This window comes from Hydrogenophaga sp. T2 (genome assembly GCF_049843535.1).
Lineage (GTDB): Bacteria > Pseudomonadota > Gammaproteobacteria > Burkholderiales > Burkholderiaceae_C > Hydrogenophaga > Hydrogenophaga crocea.
Genome location: NZ_JBBHZJ010000001.1, coordinates 61,106 through 84,481, shown reverse-complemented (window position 1 = coordinate 84,481; position 23,376 = coordinate 61,106). Strand labels below are relative to the sequence as shown.

The window sequence follows — 23,376 nt, the reverse complement described above, 5'->3', positions numbered from 1 at the left end:
AAAGAATCCGCGACAGCGCCGGGCGGCCTTCGTAAGCTCGGCCTTCACACCACAGGAGACAGCGATGTCAGCGAACGACGCGAACAACGGCCGTGCGGCCGGGGATCTGGACGCCCAGGAAACCCGTGAATGGATGGAGGCGCTGACCGCCGTCATCGAAAAGGAAGGCCCCGAACGCGCGCACTTCCTGCTCGAACAGCTGCTCGAAGAAGCCCGCCAGCACAGCGTGGACATGCCGTTCTCGGCCACCACCGGCTACGTCAACACCATCGAGCCCTCCGAAGAGGCGCACAACCCCGGCAACCTCGAGCTCGAAGGCCGCCTGCGCGCCTACATGCGCTGGAACGCCATGGCCATGGTGGTCAAGGCCAACCGCCTGAACCCCGCCGACGGCGGCGACCTGGGCGGCCACATCAGCTCCTTCCAGTCGCTCGCGCACATGTTCGCGGTCGGCTTCAACCATTTCTGGCATGCCGACAACACCGACAACGGTGGCACGCACGGCGGCGACCTGCTCTACATCCAGGGCCACAGCGCGCCCGGCGTGTATGCGCGCGCCTTCATGGAAGGCCGGCTCACCGAAGAACAGCTGCTGAACTTCCGCCAGGAAGTCGACGGCAAGGGCCTCTCGAGCTACCCGCACCCCAAGCTCATGCCCGAGTTCTGGCAGTTCCCCACGGTGTCCATGGGCCTGGGCCCCATCATGGCGATCTACCAGGCGCGTTTCCTCAAGTACCTGCACGCGCGCGGCATCGCCGACACCTCGCAGCGCAAGGTCTGGGTGTTCTGCGGCGACGGCGAGATGGATGAACCCGAGAGCCTGGGCGCGATCGGCCTGGCCGCGCGCGAGAAGCTCGACAACCTGGTGTTCGTCGTCAACTGCAACCTGCAGCGCCTCGATGGCCCGGTGCGCGGCAACGGCAAGATCATCCAGGAGCTCGAAGGCGAGTTCCGCGGCTCGGGCTGGAACGTCATCAAGCTGCTCTGGGGCCGCGAGTGGGACGCGCTGCTGGCGCGCGACAAGGACGGCGCGCTGCGCAAGATCATGATGGACACGCTCGACGGCGACTACCAGGCCATGAAGGCCAACGACGGTGCCTTCGTGCGCAAGAACTTCTTCGGCCGCGACCCGCGCACGCTGGAGCTGGTGTCCAAGATGAGCGACGACGACATCTGGGCGCTGCGCCGCGGCGGCCATGATGCGCAGAAGGTCTACGCAGCCTTCCACCGCGCCTACCACCACGAAGGCCAGCCCACGGTGCTGCTGGTGAAGACGGTCAAGGGCTACGGCATGGGCAAGGCCGGTGAAGGCAAGAACACCGCGCACCAGACCAAGAAGCTGTCGGACGAAGACATCCGCTACATGCGCGACCGCTTCAACGTGCCCATCCCCGACAGCGAGCTGCCCAAGATCCCGTTCTACAAGCCGGCCGACGACACCCCGGAGATGAAGTACCTGCACGAGCGCCGCAAGGCCCTGGGCGGCTACCTGCCGCACCGCCGTGCCAAGAGCAGCGAAAGCTTCACCGTGCCCTCGCTGGAAACCTTCAAGGCCGTGCTCGAGCCCACCGCCGAAGGCCGCGAGATCAGCACCACGCAAGCCTACGTGCGCTTCCTCACGCAGCTGCTGCGCGACCAGGCCCTGGGCCCGCGCGTGGTGCCCATCCTGGTCGACGAGGCGCGCACCTTCGGCATGGAAGGCCTGTTCCGCCAGATCGGCATCTACAACCCCAAAGGCCAGCAGTACACCCCGGTCGACAAGGACCAGGTGATGTACTACCGCGAGGACAAGGCCGGCCAGATCCTGCAGGAAGGCATCAACGAGGCCGGCGGCATGGCGAGCTGGATCGCCGCGGCCACCTCGTACTCCACCAACAACCGCATCATGGTGCCGTTCTACGTGTACTACTCGATGTTCGGTTTCCAGCGCATCGGCGACCTGGCCTGGGCGGCCGGTGACATGCAGGCGCGCGGCTTCCTGCTCGGCGGCACCTCGGGCCGCACCACGCTCAACGGCGAAGGCCTGCAGCACGAGGACGGTCACAGCCACATCCTCGCGGGCACCATTCCCAACTGCGTGAGCTACGACCCGACCTTCGCGCACGAGGTCGCGGTGATCATGCACCACGGTCTCAAGCGCATGGTGGAGCGCCAGGAGAACGTCTTCTACTACCTGACGCTGCTCAACGAGAACTACGCCATGCCCGGCCTGCAGCCCGGCACCGAAGAGCAGATCATCAAGGGCATGTACCTGTGCAAGCAGGCGCCCGCGCTCAAGGCCGACGCGCCCACGGTGCAACTGCTGGGCAGCGGCAGCATCCTGCGCGAGTCCTTCTTCGCCCAGGAGCTGCTCGAGAAAGACTGGGGCGTGGCCGCGAACATCTGGAGTTGCCCGAGCTTCAACGAGCTCACGCGCGACGGCCAGGACGCGGAACGCTGGAACCTGCTGCACCCCACCGAGACCCCGCGCACGGCCTTCGTGACCGAGCAGCTCGGCAAGACCACCGGCCCGGTGATCGCGTCGACCGACTACATGAAGAACTACGCCGAGCAGATCCGCCCGTTCCTGCCCAAGGGCCGCACCTACAAGGTGCTCGGCACCGACGGCTTCGGCCGCAGCGACTTCCGCAGCAAGCTGCGCGAGCACTTCGAGATCAACAGGCACTACATCGTCGTGGCTGCGCTCAAGGCGTTGAGCGAAGAAGGCAAGGTGCCCGCGGCCAAGGTGGCCGAGGCGATCCAGAAATACGGCATCAAGGCCGACAAGATCAACCCCCTGTACGCCTGAGCGCCGGAGACCGACATGGCAAGCATTGAAGTGAAGGTGCCCGACATCGGGGATTTCGACGAAGTGGCGGTGATCGAGCTGCTGGTCAAGCCCGGCGATACGGTCAAGGCCGAGCAGAGCCTGATCACGGTCGAGAGCGACAAGGCCTCGATGGAGATTCCGTCCTCGCACGCGGGCGTGGTGAAGGAGCTCAGGGTCAAGCTCGGCGACAAGGTGAAAGAGGGCTCGGTGGTGGTGTTGCTCGAGGCCGAGGGCGCCGCCCAGTCCGCGGTGCCTGCAGCGGCACCTGCGGCGGCACCTGCAGCGGCACCTGCAGCGGCACCTGCAGCGGCACCTGCAGCGGCACCTGCGGCGGCACCTGCGGCAGCGCCCGCGGCCGCCGCCGCACCGGCCCCGGCCGCCAGCGGCCCGGTGGAGGTGCGCGTGCCCGACATCGGCGACTTCAAGGACGTGGCAGTGATCGAGGTGCTCGTGAAGCCCGGCGACACCATCAAGGTCGAGCAGAGCCTGATCACGGTCGAGAGCGACAAGGCCTCGATGGAGATCCCGTCGTCGGCGGCCGGCAAGCTCAAGGAGCTCAAGGTCAAGGTCGGCGACAAGGTCAACATCGGCGACCTGCTGGCGATTGTCGAAGGCAGTGGTGCCGCGCCGGCGTCTTCGCCGGCCCCGGCGGCCGCGCCCGCCACCGCGACAGCGCCCGCGCCGACGGCTTCGGCGCCCGCCGCCGTGGCCGCGCCTGCCACCGCGAGCGCCCCGGCCCCCGCGCCGGCCGCGCACAACCCCACGGTGCCGCCCGTGGGCTTGCCGCACGCCTCGCCCTCGGTGCGCAAGTTCGCGCGCGAGCTCGGCGTGCCGCTGGCCGAGGTCAAGGGCAGCGGGCCCAAGGGCCGCATCACGCTCGACGACGTGCAGAACTTCACCAAGGCCGTGATGGCCGGTGCGGTGCAGACGCAGGCCCAGGCCGCCAAGGCCCCGGCCGGCGGCGGCGGCACGGGTGTGGGTCTTGACCTGCTGCCCTGGCCCAAGGTCGACTTCGCCAAGTTCGGCCCGATCGAGCGCAAGGAGCTCAGCCGCATCAAGAAGATCAGCGGCGCCAACCTCACGCGCAACGCGGTGGTGATCCCGGCCGTCACCAACCACGACGACGCCGACATCACCGACCTCGAAGCCTTCCGCGTGCAGCTCAACAAGGAAAACGAGAAGGCCGGCATCAAGGTCACCATGCTCGCGTTCCTGATCAAGGCCAGCGTGGCCGCGCTCAAGAAGTTTCCCGAGTTCAACAGCTCGCTCGACGGCGATGCGCTGGTGCTCAAGAACTACTGGCACATCGGCTTCGCGGCCGATACGCCCAACGGCCTGGTGGTGCCGGTGCTCAAGGACGCCGACAAGAAAGGCGTGCTGCAGATCAGCCAGGAAATGGGCGAGCTCGCCAAGAAGGCGCGCGAGGGCAAGCTCTCGCCGGCCGACATGAGCGGCGCGACCTTCACCATCTCCAGCCTGGGTGGCATTGGCGGACGCTACTTCACGCCCATCATCAACGCGCCCGAGGTGGCCATCCTGGGTGTGTGCAAGAGCCAGATGGAACCCGTGTGGGACGGCAAGGCCTTCCAGCCGCGCCTGATGCTGCCGCTGTCGCTCACCTGGGACCACCGCGTGATCGACGGTGCCTCGGCCGCGCGCTTCAACGCGTACCTGGGCCAGGTGCTGAGCGACTTCCGTCGCGTGCTGCTGTAAGGAGCCCGAGATGGCACTCATCGATATCCAGGTCCCCGACATCGGCGACTTCGACGAAGTGGCGGTGATCGAGTTGCTGGTCAAGCCGGGCGACACCGTCAAGGCCGAACAAAGCCTGATCACGGTCGAGAGCGACAAGGCCTCGATGGAGATTCCCTCGTCCGCCGCGGGCGTGGTGAAGGAGCTCAAGGTCAAGCTGGGCGACAAGGTCAAGCAGGGCAGCGTGGTGCTCACGCTCGAGGCCGACGGCGCTGCCGCCGCCCCCGCGCCCGCCCCGGCTGCGGCCGCCCCCGCGCCCGCCACGGCAGCGGCCCCGGCCGTGCGCTCGGCGTCGCCCGCGTCTGCGGCCTATGGCGGCGCCACCGACCTCGAGTGCGACGTGCTCGTGCTCGGCGGCGGCCCGGGCGGCTATTCGGCCGCGTTCCGCGCCGCCGATCTCGGCCTCAAGGTCGTGCTGGTGGAGCGCTACGCCACGCTCGGCGGCGTCTGCCTCAACGTGGGCTGCATCCCCTCGAAGGCGCTGCTGCACGTGGCTGCGGTGATGGACGAGGTGAGCCACATGGCCGACCTCGGCGTCGAGTACGGCCGGCCGGTGGTCAACATCGAGAAGCTGCGCGGCCACAAGGATAAGGTGATCGGCAAGCTCACCGGCGGCCTCAATGCCATGGCCAAGATGCGCAAGGTCACGGTGCTGCGCGGCTATGGCAGCTTCGTGGGCCCCAACCACCTGGGCGTGGAGCTCACCGAGGGCAAGGGCCAGGACAAGACCGGCGCGAAACAGGTGGTGGGCTTCAAGAAGGCCATCATCGCGGCCGGCTCGCAGGCCGTGCGCCTGCCCTTCATGCCGCAGGACCCGCGCGTGGTCGACAGCACCGGTGCGCTCGGCCTCGCAGGCGTTCCCAAGCGCATGCTGATTCTGGGCGGCGGCATCATCGGCCTCGAGATGGGCACGGTCTACAGCACGCTGGGCGCGCGCCTGGACGTGGTGGAGATGATGGACGGCCTGATGCAGGGCGCCGACCGCGACCTCGTGAAGGTCTGGCAGAAGATGAACGCGCCGCGCTTCGACAACGTGATGCTCAAGACCAAGACGGTGGCGGCCAAGGCCACGCCGGCGGGCATCGAGGTGACGTTCGAGGGCGAGAACGCGCCCGCGCCGCAGACCTACGACCTGGTGCTGCAGGCCGTGGGCCGCAGCCCCAACGGCAAGAAGATCGGCGCCGAGGCGGCGGGCGTGGCCGTGACCGAGCGCGGCTTCATCGAGGTCGACGTGCAGATGCGCACCAACGTGCCGCACATCTTCGCCATCGGCGACATCGTGGGCCAGCCCATGCTGGCGCACAAGGCGGTGCACGAGGGCCACGTGGCGGCCGAGGTGATCGCGGGCGAACTGCAGGGCAAGCCCGACCTCGCCGCGGCGGCGTTCAACGCGCGTGTGATCCCGAGCGTGGCCTACACCGACCCCGAGGTGGCCTGGGTGGGCCTGACCGAGGACCAGGCCAAGGCCCAGGGCATCAAAGTCAAGAAGGGCTTGTTCCCCTGGACCGCGTCGGGACGTGCCATCGCCAACGGCCGCGACGAAGGCTTCACCAAGCTGCTGTTCGACGATTCGCCCGAGGCCCACGGCCACGGCCGCATCCTGGGCGGCGGCATCGTGGGCACGCACGCGGGCGACATGATCGGCGAGATCGGTCTTGCCATCGAGATGGGCGCCGACGCGGTGGACATCGGCAAGACCATCCACCCGCACCCCACGCTGGGCGAGAGCATCGGCCTGGCGGCCGAGGTGGCGCACGGCAGTTGCACCGACGTGCCGCCGCAGCGGCGCTGAAGCGGGGCGAGCGCCGCGCCGCGGTTCAGCGCGGCGCCACGCGGCTCGCCAGCGGCTGGCTGCGGTAGTCGGGCACGATCCGGCAGCCTGGCCCGTAGGTGGCCTCGTAGCCGCGGCACAACGCGGCGACCGACGCCGGCGTGGGCTTGTCCTGCCGGTCGACCCAGTTCAGCAGCGCGGTGAACAGCGCCGGGTACTGCGCCTCGCCCAGGTAGCTGTGCTCGGCCTCGTCGCTGAAGACCTGCACCAGCTTGTCGCCATTGCCGGCGCGCTCCACGATCTCGCGGTACGCCGACTGCAGCTCCACGAAGGCCGTGGGGTCGTGGATGGCGTGCATCGAGAGCACGGGCATGCGCAGCGTGCCCTGCGGATCGCTGTCGCGTGCGAGTTCGGCCGCGGCCACCGGGTCGGCGCTGTAGCGCAGCACGCCCGCGTTGAGCGCAGCGTCGTCGGCCGAGCCCTGGTAGCGCACCCGGCTGTTGTCGAAGGGGTTGCGGTTGCCCAGCCGCAATTGCGTGAGGTCGCGGAACAGCCAGGTGGCCCAGTTGAGGTGGCCGATCAGCGAACGCTCCGGGATGCGGATCACGTTCACGATCGTGGCGAGGTTGGCCTTCTGCTGTTCGCTGCGCTGCGCCGCGGGCTTGCGCACGCCGGTGCATTCGTCCACGCGGTTCGCGAGCTCGGCGCGCGTGAGTGTGGCGTCCAGCGGCAGGCCCTGCCACAGCGGGTAGGAGGGTTCGCCGGCCCGCGGGTGGTTCTGGCAGACGTACTGGTAGACCACGCGCAGGTCGAGGCGGAAGTCGTAGGCGCGCGTGCCGCCGCCGATCACGCCGCTGGTGAGCAGCACCCCGTCGTAGGGGCCGGCGGTGGGGCCGTTCGGCCCGTCCACGGTGCCATAGCGTTCGGCCGCCTTGCTGGCCACGCCCGCGCCATAGCTCTGGCCGTGCAGCAGCGTGCGGCGCGGCGGCCCGAAGTGCTTCACGAACACGCGCCGCGCGCGCTCGCTGTCTTCGGCGGCCATGGTCACGCCATAGCCGCCGCGGCGGTACGTGGACGCAACCCAGGCGTAACCGGCCCGCACGGTCACGGCCCAGCGCTTGAGGTCTTCCTCGCCACGGTCGAAGCGCGCGGGCCCGGTGTCGGCCGGGCCGCCGTGGGCATGCACCACCAGCACGCCCGTGGCGGGCTGCCAGTTCGCGGGCAACGCGATCCAGTAGAAGCCGCCCAGACCGTCTTCGCCCGTGAAGCAGCGCGCGTCGGCGGGCACCTCACGCGGGCAGGTGTGGGGCTTGGGGTCGGTGGGCGACTGGGCGCCGGCGGGGCCGGCGAGCAGGGCCAGGCCGGCCAGGGCCATACCGGCAAGGGAACGTGCGCGCAAGGGCGTCTCCAGTGGTCGTGATCGGGAGGCGCACACCCCAGGCCCACGGACCCAAGCCTGGCTCAGGGCTGGCCCGGTTGCTGGGGGTTGAGCGGCACCCGGCGTGCGCCGTTGAAGCGCTTGCTCCAGTAGCTGCCGCTCATGTCTTCCACCCGTACCTGGGCACCGGCGCGCGGCGAATGCACGAACTTGCCGTCGCCCACGTAGATGCCCACATGGCTGAAGGCACGCCGCATGGTGTTGAAGAACACCAGGTCGCCGGGCTGGAGCTCGCCGCGGTCGATGGGCTGGGTGGCAGCGGCCTGCTCATCGGAGCGACGCGGCAGCAGCTTGCCCACCGACTGCTCGTACACCGCGCGCACGAAGCCGCTGCAGTCGAATCCGGTTTCGTGGGTGTTGCCGCCGTACTTGTAGGGCACACCCAGAAAAGCGAGAGCGCTGATGACCAGGCTGGACGCCTGCTCGGTGGCGGTGTTGCTTGCCTGTTGCACCTGCTCGCCGATGCGCGTGATGAGCGCTTTCTCCTTGAGCAGCGTGTCCATGTCCTCCCAGCTGTTGCCCGGGGCGGCATGGGCCAGGGCCGAGCCGGCGAGCAGGGTGAGGACGAGCCACGATTTCATGGTGCGCGAGGGTAGGGGGTGAACCCCGTCGCGTCAAGTGAGAAAAGGGGTGTAAGGGCTTGATTTGCCGACGAAATGTGCCGCCCGCCCCCGGTGGGCGGCCAGCCGGAGCGATCGAAAAATTCACGCCTGTTCACCCTGTTTGCTTTCGACGGACAGTTCCGCCATTGCTCACAGCTCTGAGCGTCGTTCAAAAATAAAGGCAAAGTTCATTTTTAAGAATGCCGTTGAATTGCCCCGTACACTGCTTGAATGGTTGTTCAACTCCATGAACTTCGGCCCTTGCCCAGTGCGCAAGAGCAGGCCGAGGCCCAGCGCCAGCTCGAACTGCGGCAGCAGCGGCAACTCGCCATGTCGGACACGCGGCGCGCCCATGTGCTCGACGCGGCCCGGCGCGTGTTCGCCGCGCGCGGCGTGGAGGGCGCGAGCATCCGCGAGATCGCGCGCGAAGCCGGCTATACCGCGGGCGCGCTCTACAGCTATTTCGACAGCAAGGAGGCGATCTGCGCCGCCCTGGTGGCCGAGTCGCTCGACCGCCTGCAGGCCGAGGTGCAGGCGGCGCGCGCACCCAAAGGCCAGCCGGCCAAGGCGCTGGTGGCCAAGGCACAGGCCTGGTTCGGCTTCTACGCCCAGAACCCGCGCGACCTCGACCTCGGCTTCCTGCTGGTCAATGGTCTGTCGCCCGAGCTCGACCGCGCGCTCAACGAGCGCCTGCTGCAGGCGCTGGGCCCCTGCGAGCAGGCTTTCGAGGACATGGGCCTGTCGCCCGATGCCGCGGCGCGCGAGAACGCCGCGCTGTTTGCCCAGGGCATGGGGCTGCTGCTGTTGCAGCACACCGGCCGCATCCGGCTGTTCGGCCAGGCCGCGCCGGCACTGTTCGCGCAATACGTCGACCGGCTCGTGGAGCGCTTCGACCCCGCCATCGCCAGCGGCGCCGTGAAGCAGCGCGACCTGTTCGCCGAGTAAAGCCCAGCCGGTGCCAGAATCGCCCGCTTTCCCGAACACAGGATGCGCCATGCTGCTCGACGCCGATGAATCCCAACTGGTGCTGGTGGACTACCAGGCCCGCCTGATGCCCGCTCTCCACGAAGGTCCGCTGGTGCTGGCCAACGCGCTGCGCCTGGCGCAGATGGCCGAGGCGCTCGACGTGCCCGTGTGGGGCACGGAGCAGAACCCCGACAAACTCGGTCAGAACCCGCCCGAGCTGCGCGCCCTGTGCCGCAAGACCCTGGCCAAGATGCATTTCAGCGCCGTGGCCGACGGCCTGGCCGACTGGCTTCGTCCGCCGGCACGGCCCCAGGGCGGCAACGCACGCAGCCTGCCCAAACACCTGCAGAAGGCCGCGCCGCAGCCGCGTGAGGCCGAGCGCCCGAGCATCGTGATCGCGGGCTGTGAAGCCCACGTGTGCCTGCTGCAGACGGCGCTCGAGCTGCTCGAACAGGAGTTCGAGGTGTGGGTGGTGACCGATGCCTGCGGCTCGCGCAGCGAGCGCAACCGCGACGCCGCCTTCGATCGCCTGGCCGGCGCGGGCGCCGAACTCGTGACCACCGAAATGGTGGCCTTCGAATGGCTGCGCACGGCCGAGCACCCCGAGTTCAAGGCGGTGCAGGCGCTGATCAAGTAAGTCGACCCGCCGGCCGGCGCCCGGGTGCGCGGCCGGTTTGTCAGCCCGGCGCAAGCCCGCTCTCCATAATTAAGAATTCAGAAGCCCCGGCCAGCCGGTCCGGGGACCGATGGACCCGAGGAGACACGCCATGTCGTACGCCGATTTCCACCGCCGCTCGCTCGAAGACCGCGACGCTTTCTGGACCGAGCAGGCGAAGCTGATCGACTGGCAGCAGCCGTTCACGCGCGTGTGCAACCACGACAACCCGCCGTTCACGCGCTGGTTCGAGGGCGGCAAGACCAACCTGTGCCACAACGCGGTCGACCGGCACCTGAAGGACCGCGCGCAGCAGAACGCGCTGATCTTCGTGTCCACCGAGACCGATCAGGAGCGCGTGTACAGCTACGCCGAGTTGCACGCCGAGGTGCAGCGCATGGCCGCGGTGCTCAAGGCGCAGGGGGTCAAGCGCGGCGACCGCGTGCTGATCTACATGCCCATGATCCCCGAGGCCACGTTCGCCATGCTGGCCTGCGCGCGCATCGGCGCCATCCATTCGGTGGTGTTCGGCGGCTTCGCGAGCCATTCGCTGGCCAGCCGCATCGACGACGCCGCACCCGTGGCCATCGTGAGCGCCGACGCGGGCTCGCGCGGCGGCAAGGTGGTGGCCTACAAGCCGCTGCTCGACGAGGCCATTTCGCTGGCCGCCAACAAGCCGGCTTCGGTGGTGCTGGTGAACCGCGGCTTGGCGCCCATGAGCCTGGTGCCCGGGCGGGACCACGACTACGCCGCGCTGCGTGCGCAGCAGCTCGACACCGTGGTGCCCTGCGAGTGGATGGACGCCACCGACATCAGCTACACCATCTACACCAGCGGCACCACCGGCAAGCCCAAGGGCGTGCAGCGCGACGTGGGCGGCTACGCGGTGGCCCTGGCCTCGAGCGTGAAGCAGATCTTCATGGGGCAGCCGGGCGAAACCTTTTTCTGCACCAGCGACATCGGCTGGGTCGTGGGCCACAGCTACATCGTCTACGGCCCGCTGATTGGCGGCATGGCGACCATCCTCTACGAAGGCCTGCCCATCCGGCCCGACGGCGGCATCTGGTGGAAGCTGGTCGAGAAGTACCAGGTGTCGGTGATGTTCAGCGCGCCCACCGCGGTGCGCGTGCTCAAGAAGCAGGACCCGGCCTACCTCAAGCAATACGACCTGTCGAGCCTGAAGGCGCTGTTCCTGGCCGGCGAGCCGCTCGACGAGCCCACCGCGCGCTGGATCGCCGAGGGCCTGGGCGTGCCCATCATCGACAACTACTGGCAGACCGAATCGGGCTGGCCCATCCTCACCATTGCCAATGGCGTGGAGAAGAAGGCCAGCAAGTTCGGCAGCCCCGGCGTGCCCATGGCCGGCTACAGCGTGAAGCTGCTGCACGAGAACACGGGCGAGGAACTGACCGAGCCCAACCAGAAGGGCGTGGTGGTGATCGAGGGTCCCACGCCGCCGGGCTTCATGCAGACCGTGTGGCGCGACGACGCGCGCTTTGTCAACACCTACTGGAAGAGCATCCCCGGCCGGCTGGTGTATTCCACCTTCGACTGGGGCATTCGCGACGAGGACGGCTACTACTACATCCTCGGCCGCACCGACGACGTGATCAACGTGGCTGGCCACCGGCTGGGCACGCGCGAGATCGAAGAAAGCATTTCGAGCCATCCCAACGTGGCCGAGGTGGCCGTGGTCGGTGTGGCCGATGCGCTCAAGGGCCAGGTGGCCATGGCCTTCGCGGTGGCCAAGGACGCCTCGGGCCTGGTCGACGAGGCGGCGCGGCTCAAGCTCGAAGGCGAGATCATGAAGCTCGTGGACGCCCAGCTCGGCGCGGTCGCGCGCCCGGCGCGCGTGCGCTTCGTGAGCCTGCTGCCCAAGACGCGCAGCGGCAAGCTGCTGCGCCGTGCGATCCAGGCCGTGTGCGAAGGCCGCGATCCGGGCGACCTCACCACCATGGACGACCCGGGCGCGCTGCAGCAGATCCGCGACCTCGTGGCCTGAGGGGCGGGGTTCGCCCCGGGCCCGTGGGCCGTATCACGCAGCTATGATCCATGCTTATATTTCCAAGCAGCGTGGAACCCATGGCCGACATCATCGCCAGCGATGCCCAGGTGGAGAAGGGGCGGGTCTTCGAGCTCGCCGCCGAGCTGTTCGGCGTGCTGTCCACGCCCATGCGCCTGCGCATCCTGAGCGCCCTGTGCGACCAGGAGAAGTCGGTCTCCCAACTGCTCAAGGAGATCGACACCACCCAGCCCAACCTGTCGCAGCACCTGAACCTGCTGTACCGCTCGGGCGTGCTGGCCAAGCGCAAGGACGGCACCCAGGTGTTCTACCGCGTGCAGAGCGAGAAGGCCGTGATGCTGTGCCGCACGGTCTGCACCCAGATCGCGATCGAAATGGACGAGCCCGGCGCGGTGCCGGCGTCCGAGCGGCTGTCGCCGCGCGTGGCGCCCTGACCACGCCCGGACACCGCCGGTCACAACCCCGACACGGCCTTTGGGCCAGGATGGCCCTGCGCCCGGGCGGCCGGTGGCACAATCGCGGGTTGCAGTCAGGTCCTTCCAAAGCCACTGTCGCATCCGCCAACCGGTCAAGCCGTGTCGCGGAAGGTTTTTCCAACCAGCTAATGTCTTCCCAAGGAAGACGGAGGTCAGCGGATCCATGAGCGATTCTTCGAACGCCGGCAACGTCTACGTTGCTTACCAGGGCAACTCGTATCTCTTCGGCGGCAACGCGCCGTACGTGGAAGAGATGTACGAGAACTACCTCGCCAACCCCACCAGCGTCCCGGACAACTGGCGCGAGTACTTCGACGCGCTGCAGAACGTGCCTGCGGTCGACGGCAGCAACGCCAAAGACGTGCCGCACCTGCCGGTGATCAACGCCTTCGCCGAGCGCGCGAAGCAGGGGGGCACCACCGTGGTCGTGGCCTCCGGCGCCGATTCCGAACTGGCCCGCAAGCGTACCGCCGTTCAACAGCTCATCGCCGCTTACCGCAACGTCGGCGCCCGCTGGGCCGACCTCGACCCGCTCAAGCGCACCGAGCGCCCCAGCATCCCCGAACTCGAACCCTCGTTCTACGGCTTCACCGACGCCGACCACGAGATGGTGTTCAACACCAGCAACACCTTCTTCGGCCGCGAGTCGATGTCGCTGCGCGAACTGCTCAACGCGCTGCGCGAAACCTACTGCGGCTCCATCGGTGCCGAGTACAACTACATCACCGACCAGAACCAGAAGCGCTGGTGGCAGGAAAAGCTCGAAGCCACGCGCACCCGCCCGTCCTACAACGCCGAGAAAAAGAAGCACATCCTCGAGCGCCTCACGGCCGCCGAAGGCCTCGAGCGCTTCCTGCACACCAAGTACGTGGGCCAGAAGCGTTTCTCGCTCGAAGGCGGTGAAAGCTTCATCGCCGCGATGGACGAGCTGATCCAGCAGGCCGGTCAGGCCGGCATCCAGGAAATCGTCATCGGCATGGCCCACCGCGGCCGCCTCAACGTGCTCGTGAACACCCTGGGCAAGATGCCCAAGGACCTGTTCGCCGAGTTCGACCACACCGCTCCCGAAGACCTGCCCGCGGGTGACGTGAAGTACCACCAGGGCTTCAGCTCCGACGTCGCCACCCCCGGTGGCCCGGTGCACCTGTCGCTGGCCTTCAACCCCTCGCACCTGGAGATCGTGAACCCGGTGGTCGAGGGCTCGGTGCGCGCGCGCATGGACCGCCGCGGCGACCCCGAAGGCAAGCAGGTGCTGCCGGTGCTGGTGCACGGTGACGCCGCCTTCGCCGGCCAGGGCGTGGTGATGGAGACCCTGGCGCTGGCCGAAACCCGTGGTTATTCCACCGGCGGCACGGTGCACCTGGTCATCAACAACCAGATCGGCTTCACCACCTCCGACCCGCGCGACAGCCGCTCCACGCTGTACTGCTCGGACGTGGTCAAGATGATCGAGTCGCCGGTGTTGCACGTGAACGGCGACGACCCCGAGGCCGTGGTCTTCGCGACCCAGCTCGCGCTCGAATTCCGCCTGGCCTTCCAGAAGGACGTGGTGGTCGACATCGTCTGCTTCCGCAAGCTGGGCCACAACGAGCAGGACACGCCCTCGCTCACCCAGCCGCTCATGTACAAGAAGATCGCGGCCCACCCCGGCACGCGCAAGCTGTACGCCGACAAGCTCGCAGCCCAGGGCCTGGGCGAGACGCTGGGCGACGACATGGTCAAGACCTACCGCGCCGCGCTCGACGAAGGCCGCCACACGGTCGACCCGGTGCTCACCAACTTCAAGAGCAAGTTCGCCGTCGACTGGAGCCCCTACCTGGGCAAGAAGTGGAGCGACAGCGCCGACACCGCGATCCCGCTGACCGAGTGGAAACGCCTGGCCGAGCGCATCACCACCATCCCCGACAGCGTCGCGCCGCACCAGCTCGTGAAGAAGGTGTACGCCGACCGCGCGGCCATGGGCCGCGGCGAGATCCCGGTGGACTGGGGCATGGGTGAGCACATGGCCTTCGCCTCGCTGGTGGCCAGCGGCTTCCCGGTGCGCCTGTCGGGTGAAGACTGCGGCCGTGGCACCTTCACGCACCGCCACGCCGTCATCCACGACCAGAACCGCGAGAAGTACGACGAAGGCACCTACATCCCGCTGCAGAACGTGGCCGACAACCAGGCCCCGTTCGTGGTGATCGACTCCATCCTGTCGGAAGAGGCGGTGCTGGGCTTCGAGTACGGCTACGCCTCCAACGACCCGAACACGCTCGTGATCTGGGAAGCCCAGTTCGGCGACTTCGTCAACGGCGCCCAGGTCGTGATCGACCAGTTCATCGCCTCGGGCGAGGTCAAGTGGGGCCGCGTGAACGGCCTCACCATGATGCTGCCGCACGGCTACGAAGGCCAGGGCCCCGAGCACAGCTCGGCCCGTCTCGAGCGCTTCATGCAGCTCGCGGCCGACACCAACATGCAGGTCGTGCAGCCCACCACGGCCAGCCAGATCTTCCACGTGCTGCGCCGCCAGATGATCCGCCCGCTGCGCAAGCCGCTGGTGCTGTTCACGCCCAAGAGCCTGCTGCGCAACAAGGACGCGACCTCGCCGCTGTCGGAATTCACCAAGGGTGGCTTCCAGACCGTGATCCCCGAGAACAACGCCGACGTGGTGAAGAAGGCCGACAAGGTCAAGCGCGTGATCGCCTGCTCGGGCAAGGTCTACTACGACCTGGTCAAGAAGCGCGAAGAGAAGGGCCAGGACGACGTGGCCATCATCCGCGTCGAACAGCTCTACCCGTTCCCGCACAAGGCCTTCGGCGCCGAACTCAAGCGCTTCCCGAACGCCACCGACATCGTGTGGTGCCAGGATGAGCCGCAGAACCAGGGCGCCTGGTTCTTCGTGCAGCACTACATCCACGAAAACATGCTCGATGGCCAGAAGCTCGGTTACGCCGGGCGCGCCGCCTCGGCCTCGCCCGCGGTGGGTTACGCCCACCTGCACCAGGAGCAGCAGAAGCAGCTGATCGAAGCGGCCTTCGCCAAGCTCAAGGGCTTCATCCTCACCAAATAAACCCCGTCGGAAAAGAACATGGCAATCGTTGAAGTCAAAGTCCCTCAGCTGTCCGAGTCGGTGGCCGAGGCCACCCTGCTGCAGTGGAAGAAAAAGGCCGGTGAAGCCGTCACGGCCGATGAGATCCTGATCGAGATCGAGACCGACAAGGTCGTGCTGGAGTGCCCGGCGCCCGCGAGCGGCGTGCTGGTGGAGATCGTGCAGGGCGACGGCGCCACCGTGGCCGCCGACCAGGTCATCGCGCGCATCGACACCGCCGCCGTGGCCGGCGCCCCCGCGCCCGCCGCGGCGGCCGCACCCGCTGTTGCCCCGGCTGCCGCCCCCGCTGCGGCCGCCGCGGCCAGCACCAGCAAGGCCGGCGTGGCCATGCCCGCGGCCGCCAAGCTCATGGCCGACAACAACCTGGCCGCCGGCTCGGTGGCCGGCACCGGCAAGGACGGCCGCGTGACCAAGGGCGACGTGCTCGCCGCCGTGGCCTCGCCCAAGCCCAGCGCCGCGCCCGTGGCCATTCCCACCGGTGTGCCCACCAAGGCGCTGCCGCAAGTGCAGGTCGCCGGCCCCAACCTGGGTCAGCGCCCCGAAGAGCGCGTGCCCATGACGCGCCTGCGCGCCCGCGTCGCCGAGCGCCTGCTGCAATCGCAAGCCACCAACGCCATCCTCACCACCTTCAACGAGGTCAACATGGCCCCGGTGATGGAGATGCGCAAGAAATTCCAGGAGAAGTTCGAGAAGGAGCACGGCGTGAAGCTGGGCTTCATGAGCTTCTTCGTGAAGGCCGCGGTGCACGCGCTCAAGAAGTACCCGGTGCTCAACGCCTCGGTCGACGGCAACGACATCGTCTACCACGGCTACTTCGACATCGGCATCGCCGTGGGCTCGCCGCGTGGCCTGGTGGTGCCCATCCTGCGCAACGCCGACCAGATGAGCTTTGCCGACGTCGAGAAGAAGATCGCCGAGTTCGGTCAGAAGGCCAAGGACGGCAAGCTGGGCATCGAAGAGATGACCGGTGGCACCTTCTCGATCAGCAACGGCGGTGTGTTCGGCTCCATGCTGTCCACCCCCATCATCAACCCGCCGCAGTCGGCCATCCTGGGCGTGCACGCCACCAAGGACCGCGCCGTGGTGGAGAACGGCCAGATCGTGATCCGCCCGATCAACTACCTCGCGATGTCGTACGACCACCGCATCATCGACGGCCGCGAAGCCGTGCTGGGCCTGGTCGCCATGAAGGAAGCGCTGGAAGACCCCGCGCGCCTGCTGTTCGACATCTGAGGACCCGACGATGAGCCAGCAATTCGACGTCATCGTCATCGGGGGTGGCCCCGGTGGTTACATCGCGGCCATCCGCGCCGCGCAACTGGGCTTCAAGGTCGCCTGCATCGACGAGTGGAAGAACGCCGCCGGGGGCCCGGCCCCGGGCGGTACCTGCACCAACGTGGGCTGCATCCCCTCGAAGGCGCTGCTGCAGTCGAGCGAGCACTTCGAGCACGCCAACCACCACTTCGCCGACCACGGCATCACCGCCAAGGACGTCAAGATCGACATCGCCAAGATGATCGGCCGCAAGGACGCCGTGGTGAAGCAGAACAACGACGGCATCCTGTACCTGTTCAAGAAGAACAAGGTCACCTTCTTCCACGGCCGCGGCTCGTTCGTGAAGGCCGTGGACGGCGGCTACGAAATCGCCGTCAAGGGCGCCAAGGACGACACGCTGACCGGCAAGCAGGTCATCGTGGCCACGGGCTCGAACGCGCGTGCGCTGCCCGGTGTGGCCTTCGACGAAGAGAACATCCTCTCGAACGACGGCGCGCTGCGCCTGGGCGCGGTGCCCAAGAAGCTGGGCCTCATCGGCTCGGGCGTGATCGGCCTGGAAATGGGCTCGGTCTGGCGCCGCCTGGGCGCCGAGGTGACCATCCTCGAAGGCCTGCCCACGTTCCTGGGCGCGGTCGACGAGCAGATCGCCAAGGAAGCCAAGAAGGCCTTCGACAAGCAGGGCCTGAAGATCGAGCTTGGCGTGAAGGTCGGCGAGATCAAGAACGCCAAGAAGGGCGTGAGCATCGCCTACACCAACGCCAAGGGCGAGGCCCTGACGCTGGAGGTCGACAAGCTCATCGTCTCGATCGGCCGCGTGCCCAACACCATCGGCCTCAATGCCGAAGGCGTGGGCCTGCAGCTCGACGAACGTGGCGCGATCGTGGTCGACGCCGACTGCAAGACCAACCTGCCCGGCGTCTGGGCCGTGGGCGACGTGGTGCGTGGCCCCATGCTCGCGCACAAGGCCGAAGAAGAGGGCGTGGCGGTGGCCGAGCGCATCGCGGGCCAGCACGGCCACGTGAACTTCAACACCATTCCCTGGGTGATCTACACCAGCCCCGAGATCGCGTGGGTCGGCGAGACCGAGCAGCAGCTCAAGGCGCGTGGCGCGGCCTACAAGGCCGGCAGCTTCCCCTTCCTTGCCAACGGCCGCGCGCGCGCGCTCGGCGACACCACCGGCATGGTCAAGTTCCTGGCCGACGCCACCACCGACGAGATCCTGGGCGTGCACATCGTGGGCCCCATGGCCAGCGAGCTGATCGCCGAGGCCGTGGTCGCGATGGAGTTCAAGGCCAGCGCCGAGGACATCGCCCGCATCTGCCACGCGCACCCCTCCTTGTCGGAAGCGACCAAGGAAGCGGCCCTGGCCGTGGACAAGCGCACGCTCAACTTCTGATCTTGAGCGTCCGCAGCGCCTACGAGGCCGTGCTCAAGGAGCGCGGCTACCGTTCCGACCCCGCCCAGCTGCGTGCCGTGGACGCGCTGGAGCGGTGCGCCAACGAGTGGGCGCACTACAAGAGCAAGCGCTCCAACGCGCTCAAGAAGCTCATCAACCGGCCCGACATCCCGCGCGGCGTGTACATGTTCGGCGGGGTGGGGCGTGGCAAGAGCTTCCTCATGGAATGCTTCTTCCAGGCGGTGCCGCTCAAGCGCAAGACGCGGCTGCACTTCCACGAATTCATGCGCGAGGTGCACCGCGAGCTGCGCGACCTGCAGGGCACACAGAACCCGCTCGACGTGCTCGGCGAACGCATCGCCAAGCGCTACAAGCTGATCTGCTTCGACGAGTTCCACGTGGCCGACGTGACGGACGCGATGATCCTGCACCGCCTGCTCGACGCGCTGTTCCGCAACGGCGTGGGCTTCGTCACCACCTCCAACTTCCACCCCGACCAGCTCTACCCCGACGGCCTGCACCGCGACCGCATCCTGCCCGCGATCGAGCTGCTCAAGCAGCACCTCGAGGTGGTCAACGTGGACAACGGCACCGACTACCGCCAGCGCACGCTGACCCACATCGCGCTGTACCACACGCCGCTGGGCGCCGAGGCCGACGCCGCGATGGAGGCCACCTTCAACCAGCTGGCCGAGGCCGGCGACGAGAGCCCGGTGATGGGCATCGAGTCGCGCCAGATCCGCGCCGTGCGCCGCGCCGGTGGCGTGATCTGGTTCGACTTCCGCACCCTGTGCGGCGGCCCGCGCTCGCAGAACGACTACCTCGAGATCGCGAGCCAGTTCCACACCGTGCTGCTGTCCAACGTGCCGCAGATGTCGGTGCGCATGGCGTCCGAAGCGCGGCGCTTCACCTGGCTGGTCGACGTGCTCTACGACCGCGGCTGCAAGCTCGTGCTGTCGGCGGCCGTGGCGCCCGAGCAGCTCTACCTCGAAGGGCCGCTCTCGCACGAGTTCCCGCGCACGGTCTCGCGCCTGACGGAAATGCAGTCGCAGGAATACCTCGCGCTGCCGCACCGCGTGGTCGACACGGCGCTGACCTGACCCTGTTCTCCTCCGGCTGATGCGGTCGGCGGCGGCCAGGGGAGAGGGTTACGCTCATGTCCCCCGGATCGGGCTTGCAGCCCGATCTCCTCCTTTACTTCGCTTCACCCTCTCCCCTGGCCACCACCGACCTCGCTGGCGCTCGTAGCGGCTTTCGCAGATGTCACGTCACTTCAGCGGGCGAGTGTCGGGTGCGCTACGCAGCGGCATAAAGGAGGAGGACCGCGCAGCGGTCCGGGGGACAGCCGCGGAGTGGCGTACCCGGCGATCGCCCGCGTGCGCGAGGTGCAACGAGTGAAACGCCCCGAAAACCAAGCTCGCTTTGAGCGTGGAAACGCGTCAGATCAGCGGATCGAGCTTCACGATCACGAGCGACATGTTGTCGCCCGTGCCGCGCGCGCGCGTGCGCGCCTTCTGGATCAGGAACTCGCAGGCCTCGCGCGGCGTGAGCATGGCAATGGTGCTGGCCAGTTCCTCGGGCGAGAAGTAGTGCCAGATGCCGTCGCTGCAGGCCATGAGCGCGTCGCCCGCGTTGAGCTTGTTGACCATGTGCAGGTCCAGCGGCGGGTCGTTCTCGGTGCCCAGGCAGCCCATGAGGATGTTGGCGTGCGGGTGGTCGAGCGCTTCCTGCTCGGTGATCTCGCCCTGGTTCACCAGCGTCTGCACGTAGGAATGGTCGTAGGTGCGGTGCAGCAGCCGGCCCTGGCGGAAGTGGTACACGCGCGAGTCGCCGGCGTGGATCCAGTGGCTCTCGCCGCTGGGCAGCAGCATGAAGGCGGCGATGGTGCTGTGCGGCTCCTGCTCGGCCGACACCGCGGTGAGCTTGATCACCATGTGCGACTCGTTGACGATCTGCTTGAGCAGCGCGCGCGGGTCGTCGGTCTCGGGGTCGAAGCGGTCGAACAGCTGCTTGGCCGTGAGCATCACCTGGTCGGAGGCCTTGCGCCCGCCGCTGCGCCCGCCCATGCCGTCGGCCAGCACCGCGAGCAGGCAGTTCGGAATGCGCGCGTGCTGCATCAGGTTGACCTGGTCCTGCTGGTAGTCGCGGTCGCCCTTGTGGAGGCCGGTCGAAGCCTGAATGCGATAGCCTTTGCTCATGGGATGGCGTGCGTGTGGGGGGCTGGCGGACGGCGCCCGCAGCGGGCCCGCAGGGCGCCCGCAATGGTATCCCTTAATCTCGCCCCACCTGTGCCCGAAACCACCGACCTGCTCCCGCTGCACGAGCGCCTGCGCGCCGCCCTGTGTGCCGATGGCCCGCTGGCCGCCGCCTGGCCGCATTGGCGCGTGCAGGCGCCGCAGGCACGCATGGCCGAGGCGGTGGCCGCGGTGCTCGAACAGGGCGGCACGCTGCTCGCGCAACTGCCCACCGGCTCCGGCAAGACCCTGGCCTACCTGCTGCCGCTGCTGCTGTGGGGCGGGCGTGTGGTGGTGGCCACCAGCACCCACGTGCTGCAGCACCAGCTCGCCACGCGCGACCTGCCGCGGCTGGCGCAGGCGCTGGCGCGGCCGCTGCGCGTGGCCGTGCTCAAGGGGCGCGGCCGCTACGCCTGCCTGCAGCGCCTGGGCGAGGCGGTGCAGCGCGGCCCCCGGCCGGGCGAGTGGGAGCGCCACGCGCGCCTGCGCGAGGGGCTGGCCTGGGCCGGCGCGTCGGCCGAAGGCGACCTCGACGAATGGCCCGGCGCGGCGGCCGACCCTTCCCTGCGCGCGGCCCTGGTGTCCACGAGCGAGAACTGCCTGCGCCAGGCCTGCCCGCGCTGGGCCGACTGCCACGTCGAGCGGGCGCGCCGGCGCGCGGCCGAGGCCGATGTGGTGGTGATCAACCACCACGTGTGGCTGAGCGAGCTGCGGGCGCGCCGCCAGGGGCGCAGCGCGGGCGTGCCGCGCCACCCGGTGCTGGTGTTCGACGAGGCGCACGCCCTGCACGAGCTCGCGCGCCACTGGCACACGCAGCGCGCCGAGGCCTGGGCCGTGGCACGTTTCTGGTCCGACCTTGCCGAACTCGCGCAGGGGCCGGCGCGCGGCAGCGCGCCCTGGGCCGGGCTGGCCTTGCAGGGCGATCGCGCGTGGCGCAGCCTGTCGCGCGCGCTGCAGGTGGCCGCGCCGCGCGAAGGCCTGCAGGCCTGGCCGCTGGCGGCCGAGGGCGCGGGCGCTGCGGGGGGAGAGGCCGCGCGTGAGCTCGGCCTGGCGCTGCAGCAGGCCCACCGCGCCCTGCAGGCGGCGCAGGGCAGCGACGCCCGCCTGGGTGCGCTGAGCGAGCGCGCGGTGGCGATCGCCCGGGTGCTGCAGGGCCTGCTCGCCCCCGCGGGCGGCGAGACCGGCCCCAGCGCCTGGCTCGATTGGCAGGACCCGCAGCACTGGACCCTGGTGCGGCCCGGGCCCGAGGCCGACGAGGACCAGGCCCGCGAGCTCGCCACCGGCGCGAACGCGGGCGTGCGCGCCGTGGTGCACACCTCGGCCACGCTGGGCGACGAGCCCGGCCTGCGCTGGCACCGCGATGCGCTGGGCCTGCACTCGCTGACCGGCCTGCGGGCGCTGCACGTGGCGCCCGAAGGGCCGCGCACAGGCGCCGCCTGGCACGTACCGCCCGAGCTGCCCGAGCCGGCCGATCCGGCGCACGCGGAGGCCCTGGCGCGGCAGGTGGCGCGCTGGGCCGTGCGCCTGGGTGGGCGGGCGCTGGTGCTGTGCACCACGCGGCGCGCGGCCGAGCGCATCGCGCAGGCCCTGGCGGCCGAGCTGCCGCCGCACTGGCGCGTGCTGCGGGCCGTGGGCGAGGGCGGCCGCGCGGCCTGGGACGCGCTGCGCCGCGACGACCCGCGCACGCCCACCGTGGTGGTGGCCAGCGGGGCCTTCTGGCGCGGCCTGGACGTGCCCGACAACGGCCTGAAGCTGGTGGTGGTCGACAAGCTGCCCTTCGCCCCGCCCGACGACCCCTGGGTGCAGCGGCGGCTGGCGCGCGCGCGCGAGGCGGGTGCCGATGCCTTCGAGACGGTTCAGCTCGCCGATGCCGCGATGGCGTTGCGCCAGGCCGCGGGCCGGCTCATCCGCTCACCCGAGGACCGCGGCCTGTTCGTGGTGGGTGACGTGCGCCTGCGCAAGCGCGCCTACGCGCTGCGCCTGTCGGCGGCGCTGGCGGACTGGCGCTGGCTGGAGAACGAGGGGGAGGTGGCGGACTGGCTCGACGCGCTCGCGCTCACCAGAGCTTCCACCACGCCCCATCGCGGCGCTTGAAACCCTTGGCGAGGTACTCGCTGTTGGGGTAGCTCGCACGCATGACGCGCGCGGTGTCGTCGCGCAGCTGGGTCATGCCCAGGGCGTCGTACGACTGCACCATGATGAACAGCGCTTCTTCGAGGGCCGGTGCGTCCACGTAGTCGGTGAGGGCGGCCTGCGAACGGTTGATGGCCGCGAGGTAGGCGCCGCGGCTGTAGTAGTAGCGCGCCACGTGCACCTCGTACTGCGCGAGCGAGTTCACCACGTAGGTCATGCGCGCACGCGCATCGGGCGCATAGCGCGAGTCGGGGAAGCGCGTCACCAGTTCGCGGAAGGCGTCGAACGATTCCTTGGCGGCCTTCTGGTCGCGCTCGGACAGATCCTGGCGCGCGAGCGAGCCGAACAGGCCGAGGTTGTCGTTGAAGTTGACCAGGCCCTTGAGGTAGAGCGCGTAGTCGAGCGCCGGGCTGGCCGGGTGCAGGCGCATGAAGCGGTCGATCGCCGCCTGCGCCTTGGCGGGTTCGTCGCCCTTGTAGTGGGTGTAGGCTTTGTCGAGCTGGGCCTGCTGGGCCAGCGGCGTGCCGGCGGCGCGGCCTTCGAGGCGCTCGAAGAGTGTCACGGCGCGCTCGAAATTGCCGGCATTGCGCTCGTCGATCGCTTCGCTGTAGAGGCGGTTGGGGCTCCAGCCGGCGGTCTCGTCGACCGGCTTGGTGCTGCCGCAGCCTTGCAGGAGCGCGGCCAGCGCAAGAGCGGCCAGGGCCGGGGCCGATAATCGACGGCGCAACTTCAAGGGCATACCTCTGGAACAGGAC

The 23,376-nt window shown here is 68.9% G+C and carries 16 protein-coding genes; 12 read left to right on the top strand and 4 right to left on the bottom strand.

The genetic code is table 11. The features are described from left to right. The first annotated feature begins 64 nt into the window (after nt 1-64). The 3 genes from aceE to lpdA (WDZ95_RS00370) are packed head-to-tail and all read left to right on the top strand — an operon-like array spanning nt 65 to nt 6,353. Nucleotides 65-2,788 (top strand): pyruvate dehydrogenase (acetyl-transferring), homodimeric type, encoded by a 2,724-nt coding sequence (gene aceE, locus WDZ95_RS00380; RefSeq protein WP_425775787.1) that lies wholly within the window; start codon nt 65-67, stop codon nt 2,786-2,788. A gap of 15 nt (nt 2,789-2,803) precedes the next feature. Next, complete coding sequence (gene aceF / locus WDZ95_RS00375; protein ID WP_425775786.1) at nt 2,804-4,522, top strand: dihydrolipoyllysine-residue acetyltransferase; 1,719 nt, start codon at nt 2,804-2,806, stop codon at nt 4,520-4,522. A gap of 10 nt (nt 4,523-4,532) precedes the next feature. After that, nucleotides 4,533-6,353 (top strand): dihydrolipoyl dehydrogenase, encoded by a 1,821-nt coding sequence (gene lpdA / locus WDZ95_RS00370; RefSeq protein WP_425775785.1) that lies wholly within the window; start codon nt 4,533-4,535, stop codon nt 6,351-6,353. 25 nt (nt 6,354-6,378) lie between these two features. On the opposite strand, the gene WDZ95_RS00365 is transcribed toward lpdA (WDZ95_RS00370), so the two are convergent. Continuing rightward, nucleotides 6,379-7,707 carry an alpha/beta hydrolase family protein gene (locus WDZ95_RS00365; protein ID WP_425776227.1) on the bottom strand — a complete coding sequence of 443 codons (1,329 nt, stop codon included), beginning with the start codon at nt 7,705-7,707 and terminating at the stop codon, nt 6,379-6,381. Between the two features lie 86 nt (nt 7,708-7,793). Then, nucleotides 7,794-8,351, bottom strand: coding sequence for a C40 family peptidase (locus WDZ95_RS00360; protein ID WP_425775784.1), 558 nt, complete (start codon nt 8,349-8,351; stop codon nt 7,794-7,796). Between the two features lie 282 nt (nt 8,352-8,633). Here WDZ95_RS00360 and WDZ95_RS00355 point away from each other — a divergent pair, with 282 nt between their 5' ends. From WDZ95_RS00355 to zapE, 8 genes are all read left to right on the top strand, one after another. Further along, entirely contained in the window at nt 8,634-9,317 is a 684-nt protein-coding gene (locus WDZ95_RS00355) for a TetR/AcrR family transcriptional regulator (protein ID WP_425775783.1), read from the top strand. A 49-nt stretch (nt 9,318-9,366) separates the two neighbouring features. Then, nucleotides 9,367-9,975 (top strand): isochorismatase family protein, encoded by a 609-nt coding sequence (locus tag WDZ95_RS00350; RefSeq protein ID WP_425775782.1) that lies wholly within the window; start codon nt 9,367-9,369, stop codon nt 9,973-9,975. Nucleotides 9,976-10,105: 130 nt separating this feature from the next. After that, entirely contained in the window at nt 10,106-11,995 is a 1,890-nt protein-coding gene (locus WDZ95_RS00345) for a propionate--CoA ligase (protein WP_425775781.1), read from the top strand. 80 nt (nt 11,996-12,075) lie between these two features. Beyond that, the gene (locus tag WDZ95_RS00340) at nt 12,076-12,450 is read left to right on the top strand and encodes an ArsR/SmtB family transcription factor (RefSeq protein ID WP_166226817.1); all 375 of its coding nucleotides are present in this window, start codon (nt 12,076-12,078) and stop codon (nt 12,448-12,450) included. A gap of 205 nt (nt 12,451-12,655) precedes the next feature. Next, nucleotides 12,656-15,544, top strand: a complete 2,889-nt coding sequence (locus tag WDZ95_RS00335) for a 2-oxoglutarate dehydrogenase E1 component (RefSeq protein ID WP_425775780.1) — start codon at nt 12,656-12,658, stop codon at nt 15,542-15,544. An 18-nt stretch (nt 15,545-15,562) separates the two neighbouring features. Then, nucleotides 15,563-16,816: a 2-oxoglutarate dehydrogenase complex dihydrolipoyllysine-residue succinyltransferase gene (gene odhB / locus WDZ95_RS00330; protein WP_425775779.1), complete on the top strand. Its 1,254-nt coding sequence runs from the start codon at nt 15,563-15,565 to the stop codon at nt 16,814-16,816. A 10-nt stretch (nt 16,817-16,826) separates the two neighbouring features. Then, the gene (gene lpdA / locus WDZ95_RS00325; protein ID WP_425775778.1) at nt 16,827-18,254 is read left to right on the top strand and encodes a dihydrolipoyl dehydrogenase; all 1,428 of its coding nucleotides are present in this window, start codon (nt 16,827-16,829) and stop codon (nt 18,252-18,254) included. Between the two features lie 2 nt (nt 18,255-18,256). Continuing rightward, nucleotides 18,257-19,354: a cell division protein ZapE gene (zapE, locus tag WDZ95_RS00320; RefSeq protein WP_166226813.1), complete on the top strand. Its 1,098-nt coding sequence runs from the start codon at nt 18,257-18,259 to the stop codon at nt 19,352-19,354. 339 nt (nt 19,355-19,693) lie between these two features. On the opposite strand, the gene WDZ95_RS00315 is transcribed toward zapE, so the two are convergent. After that, nucleotides 19,694-20,452: a PP2C family protein-serine/threonine phosphatase gene (locus tag WDZ95_RS00315; protein ID WP_166226812.1), complete on the bottom strand. Its 759-nt coding sequence runs from the start codon at nt 20,450-20,452 to the stop codon at nt 19,694-19,696. A gap of 90 nt (nt 20,453-20,542) precedes the next feature. Between WDZ95_RS00315 and WDZ95_RS00310 the strand changes: the two genes are divergently transcribed. Further along, on the top strand, nt 20,543-22,582 hold the full coding sequence (locus WDZ95_RS00310) for an ATP-dependent DNA helicase (protein ID WP_425775777.1): 2,040 nt from the start codon (nt 20,543-20,545) through the stop codon (nt 22,580-22,582). On the opposite strand, the gene WDZ95_RS00305 is transcribed toward WDZ95_RS00310, so the two are convergent. Further along, nucleotides 22,545-23,360, bottom strand: coding sequence for an outer membrane protein assembly factor BamD (locus WDZ95_RS00305; protein WP_166226810.1), 816 nt, complete (start codon nt 23,358-23,360; stop codon nt 22,545-22,547). The genes WDZ95_RS00310 and WDZ95_RS00305 overlap by 38 nt on opposite strands. Between the last annotated feature and the right edge of the window lie 16 nt (nt 23,361-23,376).

Coding starts and splice junctions, on each gene's coding strand:
- aceE (WP_425775787.1), top strand. CDS start 65: ATGTCAGCGAACGACGCGAACAACGGCCGTGCGGCCGGGGATCTGGAC.
- aceF (WP_425775786.1), top strand. CDS start 2,804: ATGGCAAGCATTGAAGTGAAGGTGCCCGACATCGGGGATTTCGACGAA.
- lpdA (WP_425775785.1), top strand. CDS start 4,533: ATGGCACTCATCGATATCCAGGTCCCCGACATCGGCGACTTCGACGAA.
- WDZ95_RS00365 (WP_425776227.1), bottom strand. CDS start 7,707: ATGGCCCTGGCCGGCCTGGCCCTGCTCGCCGGCCCCGCCGGCGCCCAG.
- WDZ95_RS00360 (WP_425775784.1), bottom strand. CDS start 8,351: ATGAAATCGTGGCTCGTCCTCACCCTGCTCGCCGGCTCGGCCCTGGCC.
- WDZ95_RS00350 (WP_425775782.1), top strand. CDS start 9,367: ATGCTGCTCGACGCCGATGAATCCCAACTGGTGCTGGTGGACTACCAG.
- WDZ95_RS00345 (WP_425775781.1), top strand. CDS start 10,106: ATGTCGTACGCCGATTTCCACCGCCGCTCGCTCGAAGACCGCGACGCT.
- WDZ95_RS00340 (WP_166226817.1), top strand. CDS start 12,076: ATGGCCGACATCATCGCCAGCGATGCCCAGGTGGAGAAGGGGCGGGTC.
- WDZ95_RS00335 (WP_425775780.1), top strand. CDS start 12,656: ATGAGCGATTCTTCGAACGCCGGCAACGTCTACGTTGCTTACCAGGGC.
- odhB (WP_425775779.1), top strand. CDS start 15,563: ATGGCAATCGTTGAAGTCAAAGTCCCTCAGCTGTCCGAGTCGGTGGCC.
- lpdA (WP_425775778.1), top strand. CDS start 16,827: ATGAGCCAGCAATTCGACGTCATCGTCATCGGGGGTGGCCCCGGTGGT.
- WDZ95_RS00315 (WP_166226812.1), bottom strand. CDS start 20,452: ATGAGCAAAGGCTATCGCATTCAGGCTTCGACCGGCCTCCACAAGGGC.
- WDZ95_RS00305 (WP_166226810.1), bottom strand. CDS start 23,360: ATGCCCTTGAAGTTGCGCCGTCGATTATCGGCCCCGGCCCTGGCCGCT.